This is a genomic window from Streptomyces sp. STAM6 (assembly GCF_054963715.1).
The window spans coordinates 1-17,703 of sequence record NZ_JBUEFZ010000031.1 but is presented as its reverse complement, the minus strand read 5'-3'; the positions used below and the strand labels follow the sequence as shown (position 1 = coordinate 17,703).

Genomic DNA, 17,703 nt, shown 5'->3' with positions numbered 1-17,703 from the left:
GAAACCACTGCCGTTCGGCCGCTCGACGCGCCCACCGCCAGGTGACACCGTTCGCCGCGCCCCGTCCGCCGTACCGGGGGAACTGGCAGCATCCTGCGGTGCCGGGTGGGCCGAGTACCGAGTGGAGGAGGTCGCTGTGTCGTCGATCGCCGTCAATGGGGCAGACATCTACTACGAGCTCCGGGGCACCGGCCCATCGGTGATGTTCATCTCCGGCGCGGCCGGTGATGCCGGACATTTCGAACGCGTCGCGGACCTGCTCGCCGATGAGTTCACCGTGCTCACCTACGACCGGCGAGGCAACTCGCGAAGTGCCCGTCCCGACGGCTGGGAGACGACGTCGGTCGCGGAGCAGGCCGACGACGCGGCGGCGCTTCTCTCTGGGCTCGGGCTCGCTCCCGCCGCCGTGTACGGCAACAGCTACGGGGCGATCTTTGCCCTCGACCTGTTGATCCGCCGGCCTGACGTTGTCCGCGCCGCGGTGTTGCACGAGCTTCCAATGATCTCGGTGGTGGACGACCCGGCGGCTCAGGCAGGCGTGGCCGCGGCCATTCAGGAGGGGATGGCACAGGGCGGGCCTCCGGGAGGTGTCGACCGCTTCTTCCGCCTGGCGGTCGGCGATGCGGTCTGGGACCGTCTGCCCACGGACCTGCGCGGCAGAATCACATCGAACGGCGAGACGCTGGTCGGTATGGAGCTGGGCACGTTCGAGGCCTACCACCCTGACGATGCGGCGCTCGCCGCCATCACCACACCCGCCCATGCCCTGGTCAGCGACAGTTCACCAAGCTTCTTCCACGAGGTCGCCGCGTGGCTCGCCGGGCGGGCGGGGTTCGACGTGGTACGGACACCCGGCTCGCACACACCGCAGTTCGACCACCCGGAGGAGCTCGTCCGGACCATCAGGCCGCTACTCCGCGGCCGCACATGACTGTCGCAACCACGCTTGGCCGCCGCGGCGCGGTCCGGGCGCAAGATCGCGAAGTCAGGCTTGAGTACTCGTCACAGCTCGGGGTACTGGCTTGTTCACCTGCTTGCATAGAATCACCGGCGTGACCTACAGCAGGCTGGGCGACTTGATCGCCACGGGTTTGACAGACCGCCTCGACGCGCGTGACAGGATGCTGCTGGAGCGCCGAGCGTGCATCAAGTCCAGTAACGAGAACCCCTTTCCGCTGGATCCTCGCGGCTGGTGGTACGCGGTCCCTGGCGAGACGTACGAAGGTCTCTTCGACGCGCTCGGCCTGCATGACCGGTTCCCCGTTTCACTCGAAGAAGGCTCCGAAGTGGAGGAGCTGCCGTGGCGTCGAGGTGCGCTGCCCACCTTCGTCACGCCCGAACTGGACGGCTGGCGCCTGATCTTCGGCAACCTCGTTGATCTGATAGGCATCGACTGGGACGACTGGATGGGCGCGGTGGAACGGCTGAGCGCCTCCTGCGGGGTCGCGCAGATGTTCTACGAGGATTCGGCGGGGGGCGCGGACATCTGGGTGGTCGCCGAGAAGGGCCGGATCCGTCGGCGTTACGCGGCGGAGAGCAGCCCTGAGTGGATCGGCGACCCGCTTCCATGGGAGGAACTGCGGGTCAACGACAACGTCTTCGATCCGAAGTCGGACGACGCCGAGCCGAATGCGGGCATGGCGGGTGTAGCTGAGGCGTGTGGTCAGTTGTCGGTTGATCCCAGCGAGATCGGTGACTCCACCCGAATGCGCGGCTGTGGCTGGCTCGCTCTCAGCGAGCCCGGCGTTGGCCACGAGGGGCTCAACACCCTTATGCAGCTATAGGTTCGATGCGATTCCGGTCTCGAGACTGCGGAGGAGGCGGATCGACTGAGCGTGCGTGAGGACCACGGTGTAATGGGACCCGTCTCGCAGGGCTTTACCGAGGAGTGCCAGCACCAGAAAGATCTCGATGTCTCGCAGCTCCACCGGCCCCCGGCCCCCATCGATAACCCAGCGGTGATCGAACCGCGCCTACGCCGCTCTCGAACCGCTGGAGTCCGGACACAACGGCCTGACGCAGCCTCACGACCGCCCCTATTACGACTCTTCGGCTGACGAAAGCACGCCTTCGCGGCATCCCGAAGTACGACCCCACCTCTACCACGAAAGTCATCACCTTGTCCGAGCACGTCCACGTCAGTCCGCTCCAGCACGTCTCGGTCACCGAGGCGGCCGCCTGGCATCAGGTCGTCGCCGCCTCGATGGCCCACGACCTGCCTGGCATACCGCCGCCCGAACCCCGGCAGATCCACGCGCAGCTCACCAAGCCCGCCCTGGGCAGCCACCGGCTGACCTGGCTGGCCGCTGGAGCGGACGGCGTCCCGGTCGGGGTGGCCGGCCTGCGGTTGTTCACCTCCCCGGGCCAGGAGCACCTGTCCGAGTTGGAACTCCACGTCGATCCCGCGCACCGGCGCCGGGGAACCGGCTCCCTCCTGCTGTCGGCGGTCGTGTCGGCCTGCCGAGCAGAGAACCGGCGCAGCCTGATCGGCGCAGCCGCCGCCGACAGCCCGGGCGAAGCGTTCAGCGAACGGAAGGGTTGCCGTCGGGCACTGACGCTGGTTCACCTCCTGCTGCGAGTCGACCGGATGAACGAGGCCGACCTGCTTCGGATCGCCGATGCCGAGCACCCCGGCTACCGGCTGGCCGGCTGGACCGGAACGGTTCCCGACGACCTCGCCGACGCCTTCGCCGTCGCCAAGAACGCGATGAACGACATGCCCGTCGGAGACCTGGACTACGGCGACGTGGCGTGGGACGCCCATCGCGTCCGCGCCATGGCCAAGGTGATCGCCGATCGCGGAGACACCCTCCTGACCGTCGCCGCCGTCCACGACGACGGCACCATGGCCGGCTACACCGAGATCCTGCTCCCCCAGGGGACGGCGCCGCGTGCCCAGCAGTACGACACGGCCGTCGTGCCCTCGCACCGCGGCCACGGCCTCGGGGTGTGGGTCAAGGCCGCCATGGTGCGGCGACTGCGCGGCGAGTACCCCGGCGTCGTCGAGATCGAGACGGACAACGCCGAGGACAACGTCCACATGTTGGCCGTCAACCACCGGTTGGGGTTCCGCTCCTACCGGCGCACGCGAGAGTTCCAGCTCGACGTGCCCGCGACCTGATCCCCCGTACCCGCACTCATATCCGTACCGAAGAAGCGGGAGGCCCATGCGTAAGCTGACCTATTATGTCGCCGCCACGCCGGACGGTTATATCGCCGGGCCCAACGGCGCATACGACTTCCTCCCCTTCGAGGGTGAGGAAGCCACCGCGATCCTGGCGGGCTTCCCCGAGACCAGGCCCACCCCGGCGCGTGAGCCGTTCGGCGTCGCCGACTGGGCCGCCCAGCGGTTCGACACGGTCATCATGGGCCGCGGGATCTACGAGCCGGGCCTGAAGATCGGGCTGACCAGCCTGTACGCCCACCTCACGCAGTACGTCGTCTCCCGCACGCTCACCAGCCCCGACCCGGCGGTGACCGTCGTCGAGGACCCCGTCGTGCTGGTCCGCGAGCTCAAGAACCAGGACGGCATGGGGATCTGGCTGTGCGGCGGCGGCAAGCTGGCGGCCGTCCTGCGCGATGAGATCGACGAACTGATCATCAAGCGGAACCCCATCGTCATCGGATCCGGCATTCCGCTGTTCGACGGCCCCTTCACCCCGATGAACTTCGCCCTGACCGCCACGCGGACCTTCGACTCCGGCCTCACCATCTCCACCTTCTCGAAGGCGCTGCCCTCGACGGACGGCGAGACCTGAGCAGCCTGCCGATGCCCCCGCACCCACTCACGACAGCGCGCACCTTCCAAGGAGCTTCCATGCACGTGTCCGCTTCCACCGTTTCCCTGACCGTCGCCGACGTCGACGCCTCCCGTGACTTCTTCCGCACTCACCTCGGCTACGAAGTGGCCATGGCCGACGACGGCTTCTGCTCGCTGACCCGAGAGGACGCCGCCGTCGACATCGTCCTGCTCCGCAAGGGGACCGACGTCCTGCCGGCCGAGCAGCGGGACCGGGAGGCGGGCGGGCTGATCGTCGCGCTCACGGCCCGCGACCTCGCCGCGGAGGAGGCGCGCCTGCGCGCGGCGGGAGCCCCCATCACGATGCCCCTCCGGGAAGAGCCGTGGGGAGAGCGGCTGTTCCAGATGACCGACCCCAACGGCGTCGTCGTCCAGCTCGTCGAATGGGCCGCTGCCGACCTGCCCACGGCCGCGGGTGAGAACACTCCCGTATCCGTGATCACTCCCTCGCCCGACCACGTCACCGTCTCCCCGAACGCCACCATGACCGGCCTGGCGGCCCCCAGCCGCGGAAGCACCGAACTCAGCACCTGGGCCGTCGCGATGGAGGCCGGCAAGACCGGCCCCGAGCATTCCGTCAGCCGTGAGCAGGTCTGGACGGTCACCGCGGGCTCCCTGGAGGTGACATGTGACGGCCGTACCGAGAAGGTCGTGGCCGGCCAGACCTTGATCCTGCCGTCAGGTCTCGTCCGCCGGATCCATGCCCCGGAGCGGGCAGAGGCCCACGTCTCGATGCACTCCGACGGAGTCGCCTCCGTTCCCGGCACCCACGACACCCGCGAACTGCCCTGGGCCCGCTGACCAACACCGCCATACACGGACCCGCCCCAAGGGGCGTGCGCCAGGACTCGGAAGACCCGGCCCTGCCGCACCCATCGCCGGCCGAGGCCGGCATCCACAGAAACGAGAATGACAGATGCGTGTGCTGATCATGGCCTACGGGTCACGCGGCGACATCATGCCCCCGGCCGCACTCGCGGCACAGCTGCGGGAGCTCGGCGCGGACGTACGGGTGTGCGCACCTCCGGACGAAGAGTTCGCGGAGATGCTGGCCGGCATCGGCGTGCAGCACGTGCCGTTCGGCCGGGCGGTACGCCCGCTGGTGACCGGGACGCCGCCGTCGCCCGGCTTCGCGACCGAGTTCGCGGCCGAGCTGGTCGCAGAGCACTTCGACACGGTCGCCCAGGCGGCCGAGGGATGCGACGTGCTGGTGGCCAGCGGCCTGATGCCCGCCGGCGCACGGTCGGTGGCCGAGAAGCTGGGAATCCGCTACGTGTACGCCTGCTTCCACCCGTTCGAGATGCCGTCCACGCACTACCTTCCGTCGCCGCGGCCGGGCCCGCTGCTGTCGACCGACGTGATCGACCCGACCGACAATCGTGCCCTGTGGGACCTGGACATCCACAAGGTGAACGCGCTGTACCTGACGCCGCTCAACGCCCACCGGGCGGCCATCGGCCTGCCCCCGGTGGACAACGTCCGCGACCACGTCTTCGCCGACCGGCCGTGGCTGGCGGCGGACCCGGTCCTCGCACCGTGGCAGGACCTGACGGACCTCGACCTCCTGCAGACCGGCGCGTGGATCCTGCCCGACGAACGCCCGCTGCCGGCCGATCTGGAGGCGTTCCTGGACGCCGGGACACCACCGGTGTACGTGGGGTTCGGCAGCATGCCCATGCGCACGGCGACGGACGTCGCCCGGACCACCGTCGAAGCGGTCCGCACGCAGGGCCGCCGCGTACTCGTCTCCCGCGGCTGGGCAGACCTGGGACTGATCGACGACTCGGACGACTGCTTCGCCGTCGGCGACGTCAACCACCAGGCCCTGTTCGGCCGCGTCGCGGCCGTCGTCCACCACGGCGGCGCAGGCACCACGACCACGGCCGCCCGAGCCGGAGCGCCCCAGGTGGTGGTACCCCAGTTCGTGGACCAGCCGCACTGGGCCGCCCGCGTGGCCGAGCTGGGCATCGGCGCGGCACACAACGGTCCCCACCCGACCTTCGAGTCCCTGTCAGCCGCGCTCGAAACGACCCTGACCCCCGAGACGGCAGCACGGGCGAAGGCCGTCGCCGACACGATCCGTACCGATGGGACGAAGGTGGCCGCGAAGCTGCTCCTCGACGGGGGCACGCAGCGCCGATGAACCGCGAAGATGCCCAGGATCGCCCACGCGGACCACCCCCTCAGGTCTCCGCTCGACGACGACTCGGTCAGCCGGCTGCTCGAACGCGGCCTTCCACGATGCGACGGGCGGGCGCTCGACCTCGGATGCGGCACAGCGGAATGGTTGCTGGGCGCCCTGGCGACGCGCCCGCACCTGCACGCCGAGGGCGTCGACACCTCCGAAGCCGCCCTGACCCAGGACCGCCGGGCAGCGAGCCGACACGGCGTCCAGCAGCGCCTCGTCCTTCACCGCCAGCCAGCCGCGGACTTCACTCCGCGCCGTCGTTCGACCTGCCACCAGGCTGTTCTCGGCCCTACAGCCCGGCCGGATCGTCGGCCTCGCAGCCGACGGCGCCGACCCTCAGGACCGTCACGAGGACCAAGGACTGCTGGACGACGCCGACCACGACGAGGGCAGGCGACTCCTATTCCCCTGCGTTCCGTATGGACTTTTCGAAGAGTGTGAACGACTTGGATGTACCGCCCGGCTGCGGCTTGCCCTCCTTGCGTCCGACAACCTGATAGCCGGCGTTGAGGTAGTACGCATTCAGGCGGGCGTTGCCGGCCAGGCAGTCCAGACGTACCAACGGTCGGCCCGTCCCGGCCACGCGCCGCTCCGCGACTCGCAGAAGCCGCCGCCCCGTCCCGGGCGGGACCCTGCTGTGGTCCACCATCAGCCGGTGCACATAGCCGGCCGTCGGCGGCTGTAGCCCCCAGGCGTCCTCGTCCTCCCACCAGAGCTCCCAGGCCCCGACCACACGATCGGCAGCCTCCGCGAGCCATACCTCCCCGTTCTCCATGATCCGGCGGAAGTGGTCCCCGCCCAGCTCACCGGGCCGCCACTGACCAGTGACGCCCTGGGCGAGCATCCAGCGGGCAGCGTCATCGCGCAGGGCCACGACAGCGGCAAGGTCGGCGTCCTCAGCGAGACGGAAGCGTAGGTCGTTCACGCCGTGATCTTCGCACAGGCGTCCGCCCCTGCAGCGACCGGCCGCCAGCGGTCTCCCGGAGGAAAACGGGCACTTACGACGACCAGTCCACACCGAAGAGCACAACACACTGGTCGACTCGGTCGATGACGAAGGAGAAGGGGCCGTCGCAGTCGTCGGTGGCACGGATCTGGCGAGCCTTCGGCCTCCAGCCGCACCGGCCCGTGACCTCCAAACCGTCGCCTGACCTGTACTTCTCCGACAAGCCGGCTGCCAGGACCAGCAGGCTCCAGCGCCCTCACGGACGCGCGGCTCAACTCTTCAGCCGGCCCGTGCACGCACCCAGGAGACCAAACCCCTTGACCTGCGCGTATGCCCTGGGTGCTCGGGGGTGATCGTCCTCTGTACGGCCGGCGTGGCGCCTCGCGCGGCGCCGTGCCTTCGAGGTCGCACCTGCCACACGTTTCATGCCTGAGCGATGAGTCTGGGCGGCGGATCGGGTCTGCCCTGACATGACTCGAATCATCGCTGACATCTCGGTCTCTCTCGACGGCTTCGTCACCGGGCCCGACCCCGGCCCGGACAACGGTCTGGGCACCGGCGGCGAGGCGCTGCACACGTGGGCGTTTTCCGACGACCCCGACGACCTCCGGGTCCTGCGCGAGGGGACCGCCCGCTCGGGCGCCGTCGTCCTCGGCCGGCACCTCTTCGACGTGGTCGACGGGCCGAACGGCTGGGACGACAACGTCGGCTACGGCGCCGGCGAGGTCGGCAACCCCGCGTTCGTCGTCGTGACCAGCTCGCCGCCGGAGTCGGTGCGGACAACCAACCTCGACTGGACGTTCGTCACCACCGGTCTGCCCGACGCCGTCACCGCCGCGCGCGCACGCGCCGAGACGGCGTCGTCGGACAGCGGCAAGGACATCGACGTCGTCCTCATGGGGGGCGCCGCCACGATCCGCTCGGCACTGGAGGCCGGGCTGGTCGACGCGCTGACCCTGCACCTCGCGCCCGTCGTGCTGGGCGCCGGGACACCACTGTTCACCCGCACAGCGCCGCGCACGCTGGTGCAGCGGAGCGTGATCCCGACATCGACCGCGACGCACCTGACCTACGACGTCCTTGGGGTGATCCGATGACCACCGCCAACGCCCATGAGATCGCCCTGGGCATCGAGTCGTTCGGTGACGACGACGCGCCACTCGTCCTGCTCGCGGGCGGGACGACCATGCTCTCCTGGCCCGACGCGCTCTGCGAGGGCCTCGCCGCCGGCGGGCGCCGTGTGGTGCGCTACGACCTGCGCGACAGCGGGGAGTCGACCACGACGGATCCGGAGGCGCCCGCCTACACCCTGCGCGACCTCGCCGCCGACGCGGCGGCCCTCGTCGACGCGCTCGGCGGGGGGCCTGCGCACCTCGCGGGGATCGGCGTCGGCGGGATGGTCGCCCAGGTGGCCGTGCTCGACCATCCGGACGCGTTCTCGGCGCTCACCCTGGTCGGTACCCGCGCGGTCGCCCCTGGCCCGCCCGACGACGACCTCCCCGACCACGACCGGGCGACGATGAGCCGGCTGTTCACGCGTCCGATGCCCGACTGGACCGACCGCGAGGCGGTTGCGGCGTTCGCCGCCGCCGGCGCGGAGATCCTCGGCGACGACCCCGTCGCCGCGCGCGCAATCGCCGCGCGCATCTGGGACCGCACGCCCGGCACCGCGCCCCCGGTCCAGATGGCCAACCAGATGGGCATGGTGTTTTCCAGGCTCGACTGCACACCCCGCTGGCGCGAGCGCCTGCCCGAGATCGACGTCCCCACGCTCGTCGTCCACGGCCGCCGCGACCGGTTCTTCCCCGTCGGCAACGGCGAGGCGATCGCGCGCGAGATCCCCGGGGCACGGCTGCTCGTCCTCGATGAGGCAGCCACCGCGATCCCCGATGCGGCGGTCACCGAGGCGATGCTCACGCTCGGACAGAGAACGGCCGGTGCCGAGCGGGTCTGGCCTCCCCCAGCAGTGAACCTCGGAGGCTCAACCCGGCGGCGCGCCGTCAGGGCCGGGCGATAAGAGCCAATGCCGGTCCGGATCAGGCTGCCGTCGAAGGCGAGGTGGCTGACGACGGCCGCGCGGCGAAGGGATGAGGACCCGTTCGGCCGAGACTGAGAAGGCCGGCTTCCAGGACGGCGCGGCCGAAGGGGCTCGCGAGTTCGGCGAGACGTTCACAGTCGGCGTCACCCAGGGCCGCGTAGGCGGGCAGGGCCAGGCGGTCGGTGCGGTCCTCGATGTGCCGGCGCAGGAGTACGCCTTCCGGGCTGAGGGAGTCGCCGTCGAGGAGACCTCGCTCGCGCAGGCGCTCCTGGGTGCCGGTCCACTCCTCCTCGGGCCAAGCGCGGCTCGCCTTGAGGAAGTCGACGGGAACCTCACCGGTCGCGGCGTGCAGAACCAGGGCTTCCAAGCCCCCGACGCCTTCGCTCAACAGGCACGCGACATGGCCGTCGCCACGGAACTCACGGAGCAGTGTCTGTGCATGCCACAGGTGCAGTACCGGCTCCTCCGGCCAAGGCAGCGCGGCATGGGCGGCGAACAGCGGGCGGCCCTGCGCGTGTTCGCAGGCCGCCTCGGCGGCCCGGTGGGTCAGGGCCCGCACCTCGTCAAAGTGGGGCAACTCGTGGATTCTCGCCCGCCGCAGGGCTTCGCCCGCCGCGGCGTACCGCGCGTCCAACACCTGCTGCGGCGTCGTCGCGTCCCACGCCCCGTCGACCGCTTGCCGTACGACCTCCGGGTTGAAGTTGTAGAAGGTCGAGATGACCAGTTCGGCGGACGCCCGGCCGAACGCGGCGCTCCGAGAGGTGAAGTACCCGGCGCGACGGCTCAGGCCGAGGTCCGCGTACCGCCGCCTTGCCTCGGGCACGAAGTAGATCATGGCGTGGACGGGCTCGAGACGGCGCCAGGCCGCGCGTGCAGTCTGCATCGGGTCACCTCTTCGGAGAGTCGACGAACGGGACGTGCGCTGCGGGTTCAGTACTCGCCGTGCGCTCGCAGGTGTTCGAGCAGCAGGCTGCTCAGGGTTTCGGGCGCCTCCTCGGGGATCCAGTGGCTGACGCCCCGGAGCGTCTCGAACCGGTACGGCCCGCTGACCCATCGCTCGGTCTCCTGCGCGGCTGCCCTGCCGAACGCGCTGTCCTCCGTGCTCCAGACGTACAGCGTGGGCACGTCGATGACCCCGATCGCGCCGTCGGGGCGTCCGGCCCGGTACCAGTTCAGTGCCGCGGTGAGGGCGCCCGGCCGGGACAGGTGGCGTACGTAGGCGTCCGCACTGTCCTGCGGGACCCTGCCGGCGTAGACATCGCGAAGCTCTTGGGCATCGCGGGCGAGCATGCGTTCTTCGGTAGCGGGTGTTTCGCGCCAGTCGATCATGTAGTGGGAGCGTTTGCGTTGATCCTGGTCGGTGCGCAGGGCGGTGGCCAGAGCTCCGGGGTGCGGGGTCGAGACAACCGTCAGGGTACGCACGAGGCCGGGGTGGGCGTGCGCGGTCCACCAGGCCACCGCGCCTCCCCAGTCATGACCGACGAGGTCGAACGCCGCCCAGCCCAGTTCCTTGCCGATCGCCACCACGTCGTCGACGAGATGGCTGATGCGATAGTCCCCGGGCCGTGGGGGGCGGGCGCCGGGGGAGTACCCCCGCTGGTCGGGTGCCACCACCCTGTGGCCGTCCGCGGCCAACGCCTCGATCTGCCGTTGCCACACCAGCCCCGTCTGCGGGAAGCCGTGCAGCAGCAGCACCGGGCGGCCCTCGGGCGGACCCGCCGCGATCGCGTCGAACACACCCGCAGCGGTGGAGATGCTCAGCCGAGTCACGACTCACCTTCTTGTACCGACTGGTCGGTACCTTCCAGGGGAGGGGGCGGGCTGTCAAGACCTGCCGTCGGTTGAACTTGACGCCGAATTCAAATATACCGGTCGCGAGGCTGACCCCTGTCACCGCTGCGACCAAGAGAGGTCATCGGTACAGGCCCTGAAGCCCCGGACCTACCGGACCACAGGAAGCAGCGAGGCGACATGAGGGAAGCAGTCATCGTTTCGACGGCGCGGACGCCGATCGGGAAGGCCTACCGCGGCGCGTTCAACGACACCCAGGCGCAGGAACTCGCCGCCCATGCTCTCTCGCACGCGGTGCGGCGCGCCGGGCTCGAGGGGGGCGAGATCGAGGACGTGATCTTCGGCTGCGCCGTGCAGCAGGGGTCCTCGGGTTTCAATGTCGCCCGTCAGGCCGCTCTGCGTGCCGGACTTCCGGACATCGTGTCGGGGATGACGATCGACCGGCAGTGCTCATCGGGTCTGATGGCCATTGCGACGGCCGCCAAGCAGATCGTCGCGGACGGCATGCAGGTCGCCGTCGGCGGTGGTGTCGAATCGATCTCGCTGGTGCAGAACGACCACATGAACACCCATCGCATGACGGATCCCTGGCTGGTCGAGCATGCGCCGGGCCTCTACATGCCCATGCTGCACACGGCGGAGATCGTCGCCGAACGCTACGGTGTGAGCCGGGAACGCCAGGACGAGTTCGCGCTGCTGTCACAGCAGCGCACCGCGGCCGCGCAGCAGGCCGGCCGGTTCGACCAGGAGATCGTCGCGCTCGACAGCGTCAAGAAGGTCCTGGACAAGCAGTCCGGAGAGGTACGGGACGAGGCCGTGACCCTGACCCGGGACGAGGGCAACCGCGCGTCGACGACGCTCGAAGGCCTGGCCGGATTGGCTCCGGTGCTGCCGCACGGTCAGGTGACTGCGCATTCCAGTGTCACGGCCGGCAACTCCTCGCAGTTGTCGGACGGGGCCTCGGCGTCGGTGCTGATGGAGTCGAAGGAGGCCGAGCGCCGCGGACTGGAACCGCTGGGCGTCTACCGGGGGATGGCCGTCGCCGGCTGCGGGCCGGACGAGATGGGCATCGGCCCGGTGTTCGCCATTCCGAAGCTGCTGAAGCAGCACAACCTCACCCTCGACGACATCGGCCTGTGGGAACTCAACGAGGCGTTCGCCTCCCAGGCGCTGTACTGCCGGGACGAACTGCGTATCGACCCGGAGCGGTTCAACGTCAACGGCGGCGCCATCTCGGTCGGCCATCCGTACGGAATGACCGGTGCCCGGCTGGTGGGGCATGCCCTTGTCGAGGGCAAGCGCCGGGGCGTGCGGTATGTCGTGATCTCGATGTGCGTCGGCGGCGGAATGGGCGCGGCCGGACTGTTCGAGGTCGCCTGAGGTGCCGAGCGTGACGGACAAGGCGCGAACCGCGGTCCTCGTGGACTTCGGCGGGGTCATCACCTCCAGTGTGTTGCGGGCATTCACCGACTTCGGCGCCTCGCTCGGCGGCGACCCGCGCCTGCCGCTGGACCTCCTCGGCCGGGACGAGGTATCACGCACTCTCCTGGCCGACCACGAGTGCGGCCGTATCGACGCCGAGGCCTTCGAGCGGGGCTTCGCCGAACGGCTCCGTGCCCATGGTGCCGACGTGGCGGCCGAGGGGCTCACGGCCCGGATGCAGGCCGGAATGTCGATCGACCAGGAGATGCTCGCGCTGCTCGGTGATCTCCGAGCCGCCGGCCGTCCCGTGGCGCTGGTGTCCAATTCGTTCGGTACCGGAACCTATGACGGCGTCGACCTCGCCGCTGTCGCCGATGTGGTCGTCATCTCCGGTGAGGTCGGGATCCGCAAGCCCTCCCGGCGGATCTACGCGATCGCATGCGAACGCCTCGGTATCGCCCCCGAGGAAGCCGTCATGATCGACGATCTGCGGCAGAACCTCGATGGAGCGGCACGGATCGGAATCGGGGGCGTACTGCATACCAGCGCCGCCGACACCCGCCGCCAACTCGCCGAACGCTTCGGGCTCACCACCCGACGATCCAGCGACCGGGCGCGGTGAGGTCGGTTATCCGGTCATCCGGTCATACCGCCGGCGGACTTGGTGCCGATGCCGGGCCTGGAGGCCTACCTCGGGATCCAGGCCGCGGGCTGTGTCGTGGTGCCGGTCAACACGATGTCCACCCGGGCCGAGTCGAGTACGTTCTCGGCGAGCCGAGAACCCCGCGCATCGTCCGGTTCGTCGACGCGCTGCCCAAGGGGCCGACCGGGAAGATCCTCAAGCGGGCCATCGACCGTACGGGCGACCGACGGCACGGCGCCCGCCGACGTTGCCGCCCGCCACCAGTGAGTCCGTGCCCCACGCGTGGACCGGTTTGTGATTGTGGTGTCGGATTCAAGTAAGGTCCCGAGGATGGAGACAACTGCGCCCGAGGAGATCGACGGCGAGCACGCACCGCCCATGGCGCCCCTCTCGCACCTTCGCGAGCCGCCCGCGACGAAGCGCGGAGCTCGGACCCGGGCCGCTCTGGTGAAGGCCGCGCGTAAGGTGTTCGAACGGGACGGCTACCTCGACACCCGCCTGACCGACATCACCAAAGAGGCTCAGTGCGCGGCGGGATCCTTCTACACCTACTTCGCCAACAAGGAAGAGGTGCTTGCCGCCGTCCTCCTGGAGGCGCAGGAGGACATGATGCATCCCGGCATGGGCCGGGTGCAGGGCACCGATGATCCCTATGCGGTACTCGAGGCGAGCAATCGCGCGTATCTCGAGGCGTACAAACGCAACGCCAAGCTGATGGGACTGCTCGAACAGGTCGCCCAAGTGGAGCCGGAATTCCGTGAGTTCCGGCGCCGGCGCGCCGACGCGTTCATCCGCCGCAATGCCCGCGGCATCGCCGATCTGCAGGCGCGCGGGGTCGCAGACCGCGAGGTCGATCCGATGATGGCTTCCCGTGCGCTGTCGGGCATGGTCAGCGTCATGGCCTACAACGCCTTCGTGCTCGGTGAACGGCAAGACGACGAGGTACCGGTGGACTTCGAGGAGCTCGTGTCCACGGTCACCCGGCTCTGGGCGAACGCCCTCCGCTTCCCCGGCCCCCGCTGACCCAGCGGCCGGACCGCCCACTCCACAGCACCCGGTGCCGCCGGGTGCTCTTCTTTTTCCCACCTCCTTTGCAGGGCCGGTCGGAGGCCGTTCCTCGGCGGGGTGCCACACACCCACCTATTGAAGTTGACGTCGGATTCAACTATACAGATCGCCAGAACACGGTTCCGCGATCTCGGGGCCACGCCCCCGCCTCGCCCACCCGCCACCACCGAGAGGGTTCGCTGTGAACGTTGCACAAAGAGTTGCCGTCGTCACCGGGGGCGGCGCAGGCATCGGCAGCGCGCTGGTCGCACGGCTCGCGCAAGAGGGCGCCCGGGTCGTCGTCGCGGACCTCGACGCGGACAGCGCCCGGGCGGCGTCGGAGAGAGTCAACGCCGACCATCCGGGGAGCACCGTCAGCGCCGGCGCGGACGTGTCGGACACCGAGCAGATCCAGCAACTGGTCGACCTGGCGGAAAGCACCTTCGGACCGGTCGATCTCTACTTCGCGAACGCGGGCATCGTCGGGGCGCCCGGCCTCGACGCGAGCGAGCAGGACTGGGACCGCTCGATCGACGTCAATCTGCGAGCCCACATCCGTGCGGCAAGGCTGCTGGTACCGCGCTGGCTCGAGCGCGGTGAGGGCTACTTCGTCAGCACGGCCTCCGCGGCCGGACTCCTCACCCAGATCGGCTCCGCCACGTACGCCGTCACCAAGCACGCGGCCGTCGCCTTCGCCGAATGGCTGAGTGTCACCTACGGCGATCGCGGGGTGCGCGTCAGCTGCCTGTGCCCTATGGGGGTGAACACCAAGCTGCTGTTCTCCGGGGAAAACTCCGGGGACGCGCTGGGAAGAGCGGCGACGCGGGCCGTCACCTCCGCCGGTGACGTCCTGGAGCCGGCCGAAGTCGCCGACGTCGTCCTGACCGCGATCGAGGACGAGCGCTTCCTTGTCCTGCCCCACGAAGACGTTCTTGAGATGTACCGGCACAAGGGCTCGGACTACGACCGGTGGCTGCGCGGAATGCGCCGGTACCAGGGTTCCCTGACGGCTCAGGCATGACCGGCGCGCCGGGCGAGCTCGTCCTCGCCGAACACCGGGGGCCGGTGCTGGTGCTCACGTTCAACCGGCCCGCCAAGCTGAACGCCTGGACGGACGAACTCGAGGACCGCTACGTCGCACTGCTCGACGCCGCCGAGGGCGACCCGGACGTACGCGCCGTCGTCGTCACCGGCGCGGGACGCGGGTTCTGCGCCGGAGCCGACCTGCAACGGCTGCGGGCGGTCGGCGAGGTCGCCGACGCGGACCGAGCCCTGCGCCGTCCGCGGGACGTTCCGCGAACCCTGCGCAAACCCCTGATCGGAGCGATCAACGGGGTGGCCGCCGGCCTGGGCATGGTCGAGGCGCTCTACTGCGACGTTCGCCTCGGCTCGCCCTCGGCCCGGTTCACCACGGCATTCGCGCAACGCGGGCTGATCGCCGAGTACGGGATCTCCTGGCTGTTGCCCCGGCTGGTGGGGCACAGCCGGGCAGCGGACCTGTTGCTGTCGAGCCGCATGGTGGACGCCGAAGAGGCATTCCGTGTCGGACTCCTCGACCACCTGGTCCCCACCGGCAGTGTGGTGGATGCCGCTGTCGACTACGCCGCCGATCTGGCCAGGCGCTGCTCCCCGGCATCCATGGCCACCATCAAGAGCCAACTGAACAACGACGCGGACGGCACCTACGCCGATTCCGTGACCCGGGCGGAAGACCTCATGCTCCAGGCCTTCCGCGGGTCGGACGTCGTCGAAGGCGTGGCCAGCCACCTGGACAAGCGCCCGCCCGCCTTTCCCTCTCTACCCGTCAGGAGTTCGGATGTCCCTGTTTGAGATGTCGGACCGCGCCGAGAAATACCGTGCGGATCTGCTCGAGTTCATGGATGCGCACGTCTACCCCGCCGAGGCGCTGTACCACGAGCAGATGCACGCGTCGGGTGACCCGCACTTCCACCCGCCGGTTCTCGAGGAACTCAAGGCGGAGGCGCGCAGGCGTGGACTGTGGAACCTGTTCCACCCGCACCCGGAGTGGGGCCCGGGCCTGACGAATCTCGAGTACGCGCCGCTGGCGGAGATCATGGGCCGCAGCCACATCGCATCCGAGGCGTGCAACTGCAACGCGCCCGACACCGGCAACATGGAAGTGCTCACGCTGTTCGGCAGCGACGAGCACAAGGAGAAGTACCTCAAGCCCCTCCTCGACGGAACGATGGCCTCGGCCTTCGCGATGACCGAGCCGCGTGTCGCCAGCTCCGACGCCACCAACATCGAGCTGCGGATGGAGCGCGACGGCGACGCGTACGTGCTCAACGGCCGCAAGTGGTTCGCCTCCAACGCGATGCACAAGAACTGCAAGGTGCTCATCGTGATGGGCAAGACCGACCCCACGGCGGCCCCACATCGCCAGCAGTCGATGATGGTCGTCCCGATCGACGCCCCCGGGGTCACCGTGGTCCGCAACCTCCCGGTGTTCGGGTACGCGGATCGCGAGGGCCACGCGGAGATCATCTTCGAGAACGTCCGGGTGCCGGCCAAGGACCTGCTCAAGGGCGAGGGCGAGGGTTTCGCGATCAGCCAGGCCCGGCTCGGGCCCGGTCGTATCCACCACTGCATGAGGGCCATCGGCGCGGCCGAGCGTGCGCTGGAGCTGATGTGCCGGCGCGCGCAGTCGCGGGTGACCTTCGGCAGTCCGGTTGCCGAACGGTCCAACATCCAGGACTGGATCGCGGAGGCGCGGATCGACATAGAGATGATCCGCCTGCTCACCCTCAAAGCCGCGTACCTCATGGACACGGTCGGGAACAAGCAAGCGCGCACCGAGATCGCGGCCATCAAGGTGGCCGCCCCCAACATCGCGCTGAAGATCGTCGACCGCGCGATCCAGGTCCACGGGGGAGCGGGCGTGACCGATGACTTCCCCTTGGCGATGATGTACGCGGCTCTGCGGACGTTGCGGCTGGCGGACGGCCCCGACGAGGTCCACAAGCGGGCCATCGCCAAGCAGGAACTGCGGCAGTACCGCGACGCGGCGACGACGGCGGTGAGCTGAGATGGCGGGACTCGATCTCACCGGTCGCACCGCCGTCGTCACCGGGGCCTCGCGCGGTATCGGGCTGGCGATCGCCCAGGCCCTCGCCGTGGCCGGCGCGAACGTCGTCCTCACGTCGCGGTCCCAGGAGGCGGCCGACGCCGCCGCGGCCCAGGTCAAGGGCACAGCGTTCGGCGTCGGTGCGCACGCGGTCGACGAAGAGGCGGCCCAGCGCTGTGTGGATCTGACGCTGGAGCGCTTCGGCAGCCTGGACATCCTCGTCAACAACGCGGGCACCAACCCGGCCTTCGGGCCGGTCATCGACCAGGACCACGGTCGGTTCGCGAAGACCTTCGACGTGAACCTGTGGGCGCCCGTCCTGTGGACGGGGCTGGCCACCCGCGCCTGGATGGGGGAGCACGGCGGTGCGGTCGTCAACACCGCGTCGGTGGGAGGCATGGCCTCCGAGGCGAACATCGGGTTGTACAACGCGTCGAAGGCCGCATTGATCCATCTCACCAGGCAACTGGCCCTGGAGCTCTCGCCGAAGGTCCGCGTCAACGCGGTGGCACCGGGTGTGGTGCGCACGAAGCTGGCCGAGGCTCTCTGGAAGGAGCACGAGCAGGCGGTGTCCGCCGCGGTGGCGCTGGGCCGCATCGGGGAGCCTGCCGACATCGCCTCCGCGGTCGCCTTCCTCGTCTCGGACGCCGCGAGCTGGATCACCGGCGAGACCGTGGTGATCGACGGGGGGCAACTGCTGGGTGACGCAATCCCGTTCAGGCAAGGAGCCGGCATCGGTGGCTA

At 69.6% G+C, this 17,703-nt stretch carries 19 protein-coding genes; 16 read left to right on the top strand and 3 right to left on the bottom strand.

The genetic code is table 11. The features are described 5' to 3' along the window. The first annotated feature begins 136 nt into the window (after nucleotides 1-136). The 7 genes from ACY34K_RS27160 (at nucleotide 137) to ACY34K_RS27130 (ending at nucleotide 6,428) form a co-directional block, all read left to right on the top strand. On the top strand, nucleotides 137-931 hold the full coding sequence (locus ACY34K_RS27160; RefSeq protein ID WP_462751646.1) for an alpha/beta fold hydrolase: 795 nt from the start codon (nucleotides 137-139) through the stop codon (nucleotides 929-931). 121 nt (nucleotides 932-1,052) lie between these two features. Next, nucleotides 1,053-1,784 (top strand): hypothetical protein, encoded by a 732-nt coding sequence (locus ACY34K_RS27155; protein WP_462751644.1) that lies wholly within the window; start codon nucleotides 1,053-1,055, stop codon nucleotides 1,782-1,784. Nucleotides 1,785-2,119: 335 nt separating this feature from the next. Further along, a complete protein-coding gene (locus ACY34K_RS27150) occupies nucleotides 2,120-3,121 on the top strand; it encodes a GNAT family N-acetyltransferase (RefSeq protein WP_462751642.1) in 1,002 nt (333 codons plus the stop codon). A 46-nt stretch (nucleotides 3,122-3,167) separates the two neighbouring features. Further along, nucleotides 3,168-3,758 carry a dihydrofolate reductase family protein gene (locus ACY34K_RS27145; protein WP_462751640.1) on the top strand — a complete coding sequence of 197 codons (591 nt, stop codon included), beginning with the start codon at nucleotides 3,168-3,170 and terminating at the stop codon, nucleotides 3,756-3,758. Between the two features lie 59 nt (nucleotides 3,759-3,817). Further along, on the top strand, nucleotides 3,818-4,600 hold the full coding sequence (locus tag ACY34K_RS27140) for a VOC family protein (protein WP_462751638.1): 783 nt from the start codon (nucleotides 3,818-3,820) through the stop codon (nucleotides 4,598-4,600). A 115-nt stretch (nucleotides 4,601-4,715) separates the two neighbouring features. Further along, a complete protein-coding gene (locus ACY34K_RS27135; RefSeq protein ID WP_462751636.1) occupies nucleotides 4,716-5,942 on the top strand; it encodes a glycosyltransferase in 1,227 nt (408 codons plus the stop codon). 9 nt (nucleotides 5,943-5,951) lie between these two features. Beyond that, nucleotides 5,952-6,428, top strand: a complete 477-nt coding sequence (locus tag ACY34K_RS27130) for an SAM-dependent methyltransferase (RefSeq protein WP_462751634.1) — start codon at nucleotides 5,952-5,954, stop codon at nucleotides 6,426-6,428. On the opposite strand, the gene ACY34K_RS27125 is transcribed toward ACY34K_RS27130, so the two are convergent. Beyond that, entirely contained in the window at nucleotides 6,388-6,912 is a 525-nt protein-coding gene (locus ACY34K_RS27125) for a GNAT family N-acetyltransferase (protein ID WP_462751632.1), read from the bottom strand. The two genes, ACY34K_RS27130 and ACY34K_RS27125, sit on opposite strands and share 41 nt — an antisense overlap. A gap of 491 nt (nucleotides 6,913-7,403) precedes the next feature. Between ACY34K_RS27125 and ACY34K_RS27120 the strand changes: the two genes are divergently transcribed. Next, nucleotides 7,404-8,030, top strand: coding sequence for a dihydrofolate reductase family protein (locus ACY34K_RS27120; RefSeq protein ID WP_462751630.1), 627 nt, complete (start codon nucleotides 7,404-7,406; stop codon nucleotides 8,028-8,030). Further along, nucleotides 8,027-8,950: an alpha/beta fold hydrolase gene (locus ACY34K_RS27115; protein WP_462751628.1), complete on the top strand. Its 924-nt coding sequence runs from the start codon at nucleotides 8,027-8,029 to the stop codon at nucleotides 8,948-8,950. The genes ACY34K_RS27120 and ACY34K_RS27115 overlap by 4 nt, the downstream gene beginning before the upstream one ends. Before the next feature lie 19 nt (nucleotides 8,951-8,969). Here ACY34K_RS27115 and ACY34K_RS27110 read toward each other — a convergent pair whose 3' ends face one another. Next, nucleotides 8,970-9,854 (bottom strand): SCO6745 family protein, encoded by an 885-nt coding sequence (locus ACY34K_RS27110; protein WP_462751626.1) that lies wholly within the window; start codon nucleotides 9,852-9,854, stop codon nucleotides 8,970-8,972. A 47-nt stretch (nucleotides 9,855-9,901) separates the two neighbouring features. Further along, nucleotides 9,902-10,732, bottom strand: a complete 831-nt coding sequence (locus ACY34K_RS27105) for an alpha/beta fold hydrolase (protein WP_462751737.1) — start codon at nucleotides 10,730-10,732, stop codon at nucleotides 9,902-9,904. Nucleotides 10,733-10,942: 210 nt separating this feature from the next. Between ACY34K_RS27105 and ACY34K_RS27100 the strand changes: the two genes are divergently transcribed. From ACY34K_RS27100 to ACY34K_RS27070, 7 genes are all read left to right on the top strand, one after another. Then, nucleotides 10,943-12,142: an acetyl-CoA C-acyltransferase gene (locus tag ACY34K_RS27100; protein ID WP_462751624.1), complete on the top strand. Its 1,200-nt coding sequence runs from the start codon at nucleotides 10,943-10,945 to the stop codon at nucleotides 12,140-12,142. A 10-nt stretch (nucleotides 12,143-12,152) separates the two neighbouring features. Beyond that, complete coding sequence (locus tag ACY34K_RS27095; RefSeq protein WP_462751622.1) at nucleotides 12,153-12,806, top strand: HAD family hydrolase; 654 nt, start codon at nucleotides 12,153-12,155, stop codon at nucleotides 12,804-12,806. 351 nt (nucleotides 12,807-13,157) lie between these two features. Beyond that, a complete protein-coding gene (locus tag ACY34K_RS27090; protein WP_462751620.1) occupies nucleotides 13,158-13,850 on the top strand; it encodes a TetR/AcrR family transcriptional regulator in 693 nt (230 codons plus the stop codon). Nucleotides 13,851-14,076: 226 nt separating this feature from the next. Further along, nucleotides 14,077-14,895, top strand: coding sequence for an SDR family oxidoreductase (locus ACY34K_RS27085; RefSeq protein WP_462751618.1), 819 nt, complete (start codon nucleotides 14,077-14,079; stop codon nucleotides 14,893-14,895). Further along, nucleotides 14,892-15,704 (top strand): enoyl-CoA hydratase-related protein, encoded by an 813-nt coding sequence (locus tag ACY34K_RS27080; protein ID WP_462751616.1) that lies wholly within the window; start codon nucleotides 14,892-14,894, stop codon nucleotides 15,702-15,704. Before ACY34K_RS27085 ends, ACY34K_RS27080 begins: the two co-directional genes overlap by 4 nt. After that, the gene (locus tag ACY34K_RS27075) at nucleotides 15,691-16,920 is read left to right on the top strand and encodes an acyl-CoA dehydrogenase family protein (RefSeq protein WP_462751614.1); all 1,230 of its coding nucleotides are present in this window, start codon (nucleotides 15,691-15,693) and stop codon (nucleotides 16,918-16,920) included. The genes ACY34K_RS27080 and ACY34K_RS27075 overlap by 14 nt, the downstream gene beginning before the upstream one ends. A gap of 1 nt (nucleotide 16,921) precedes the next feature. Further along, nucleotides 16,922-17,703 (top strand): SDR family oxidoreductase (locus tag ACY34K_RS27070; RefSeq protein ID WP_462751612.1); only part of this gene is annotated, 782 nt, incomplete at its 3' end.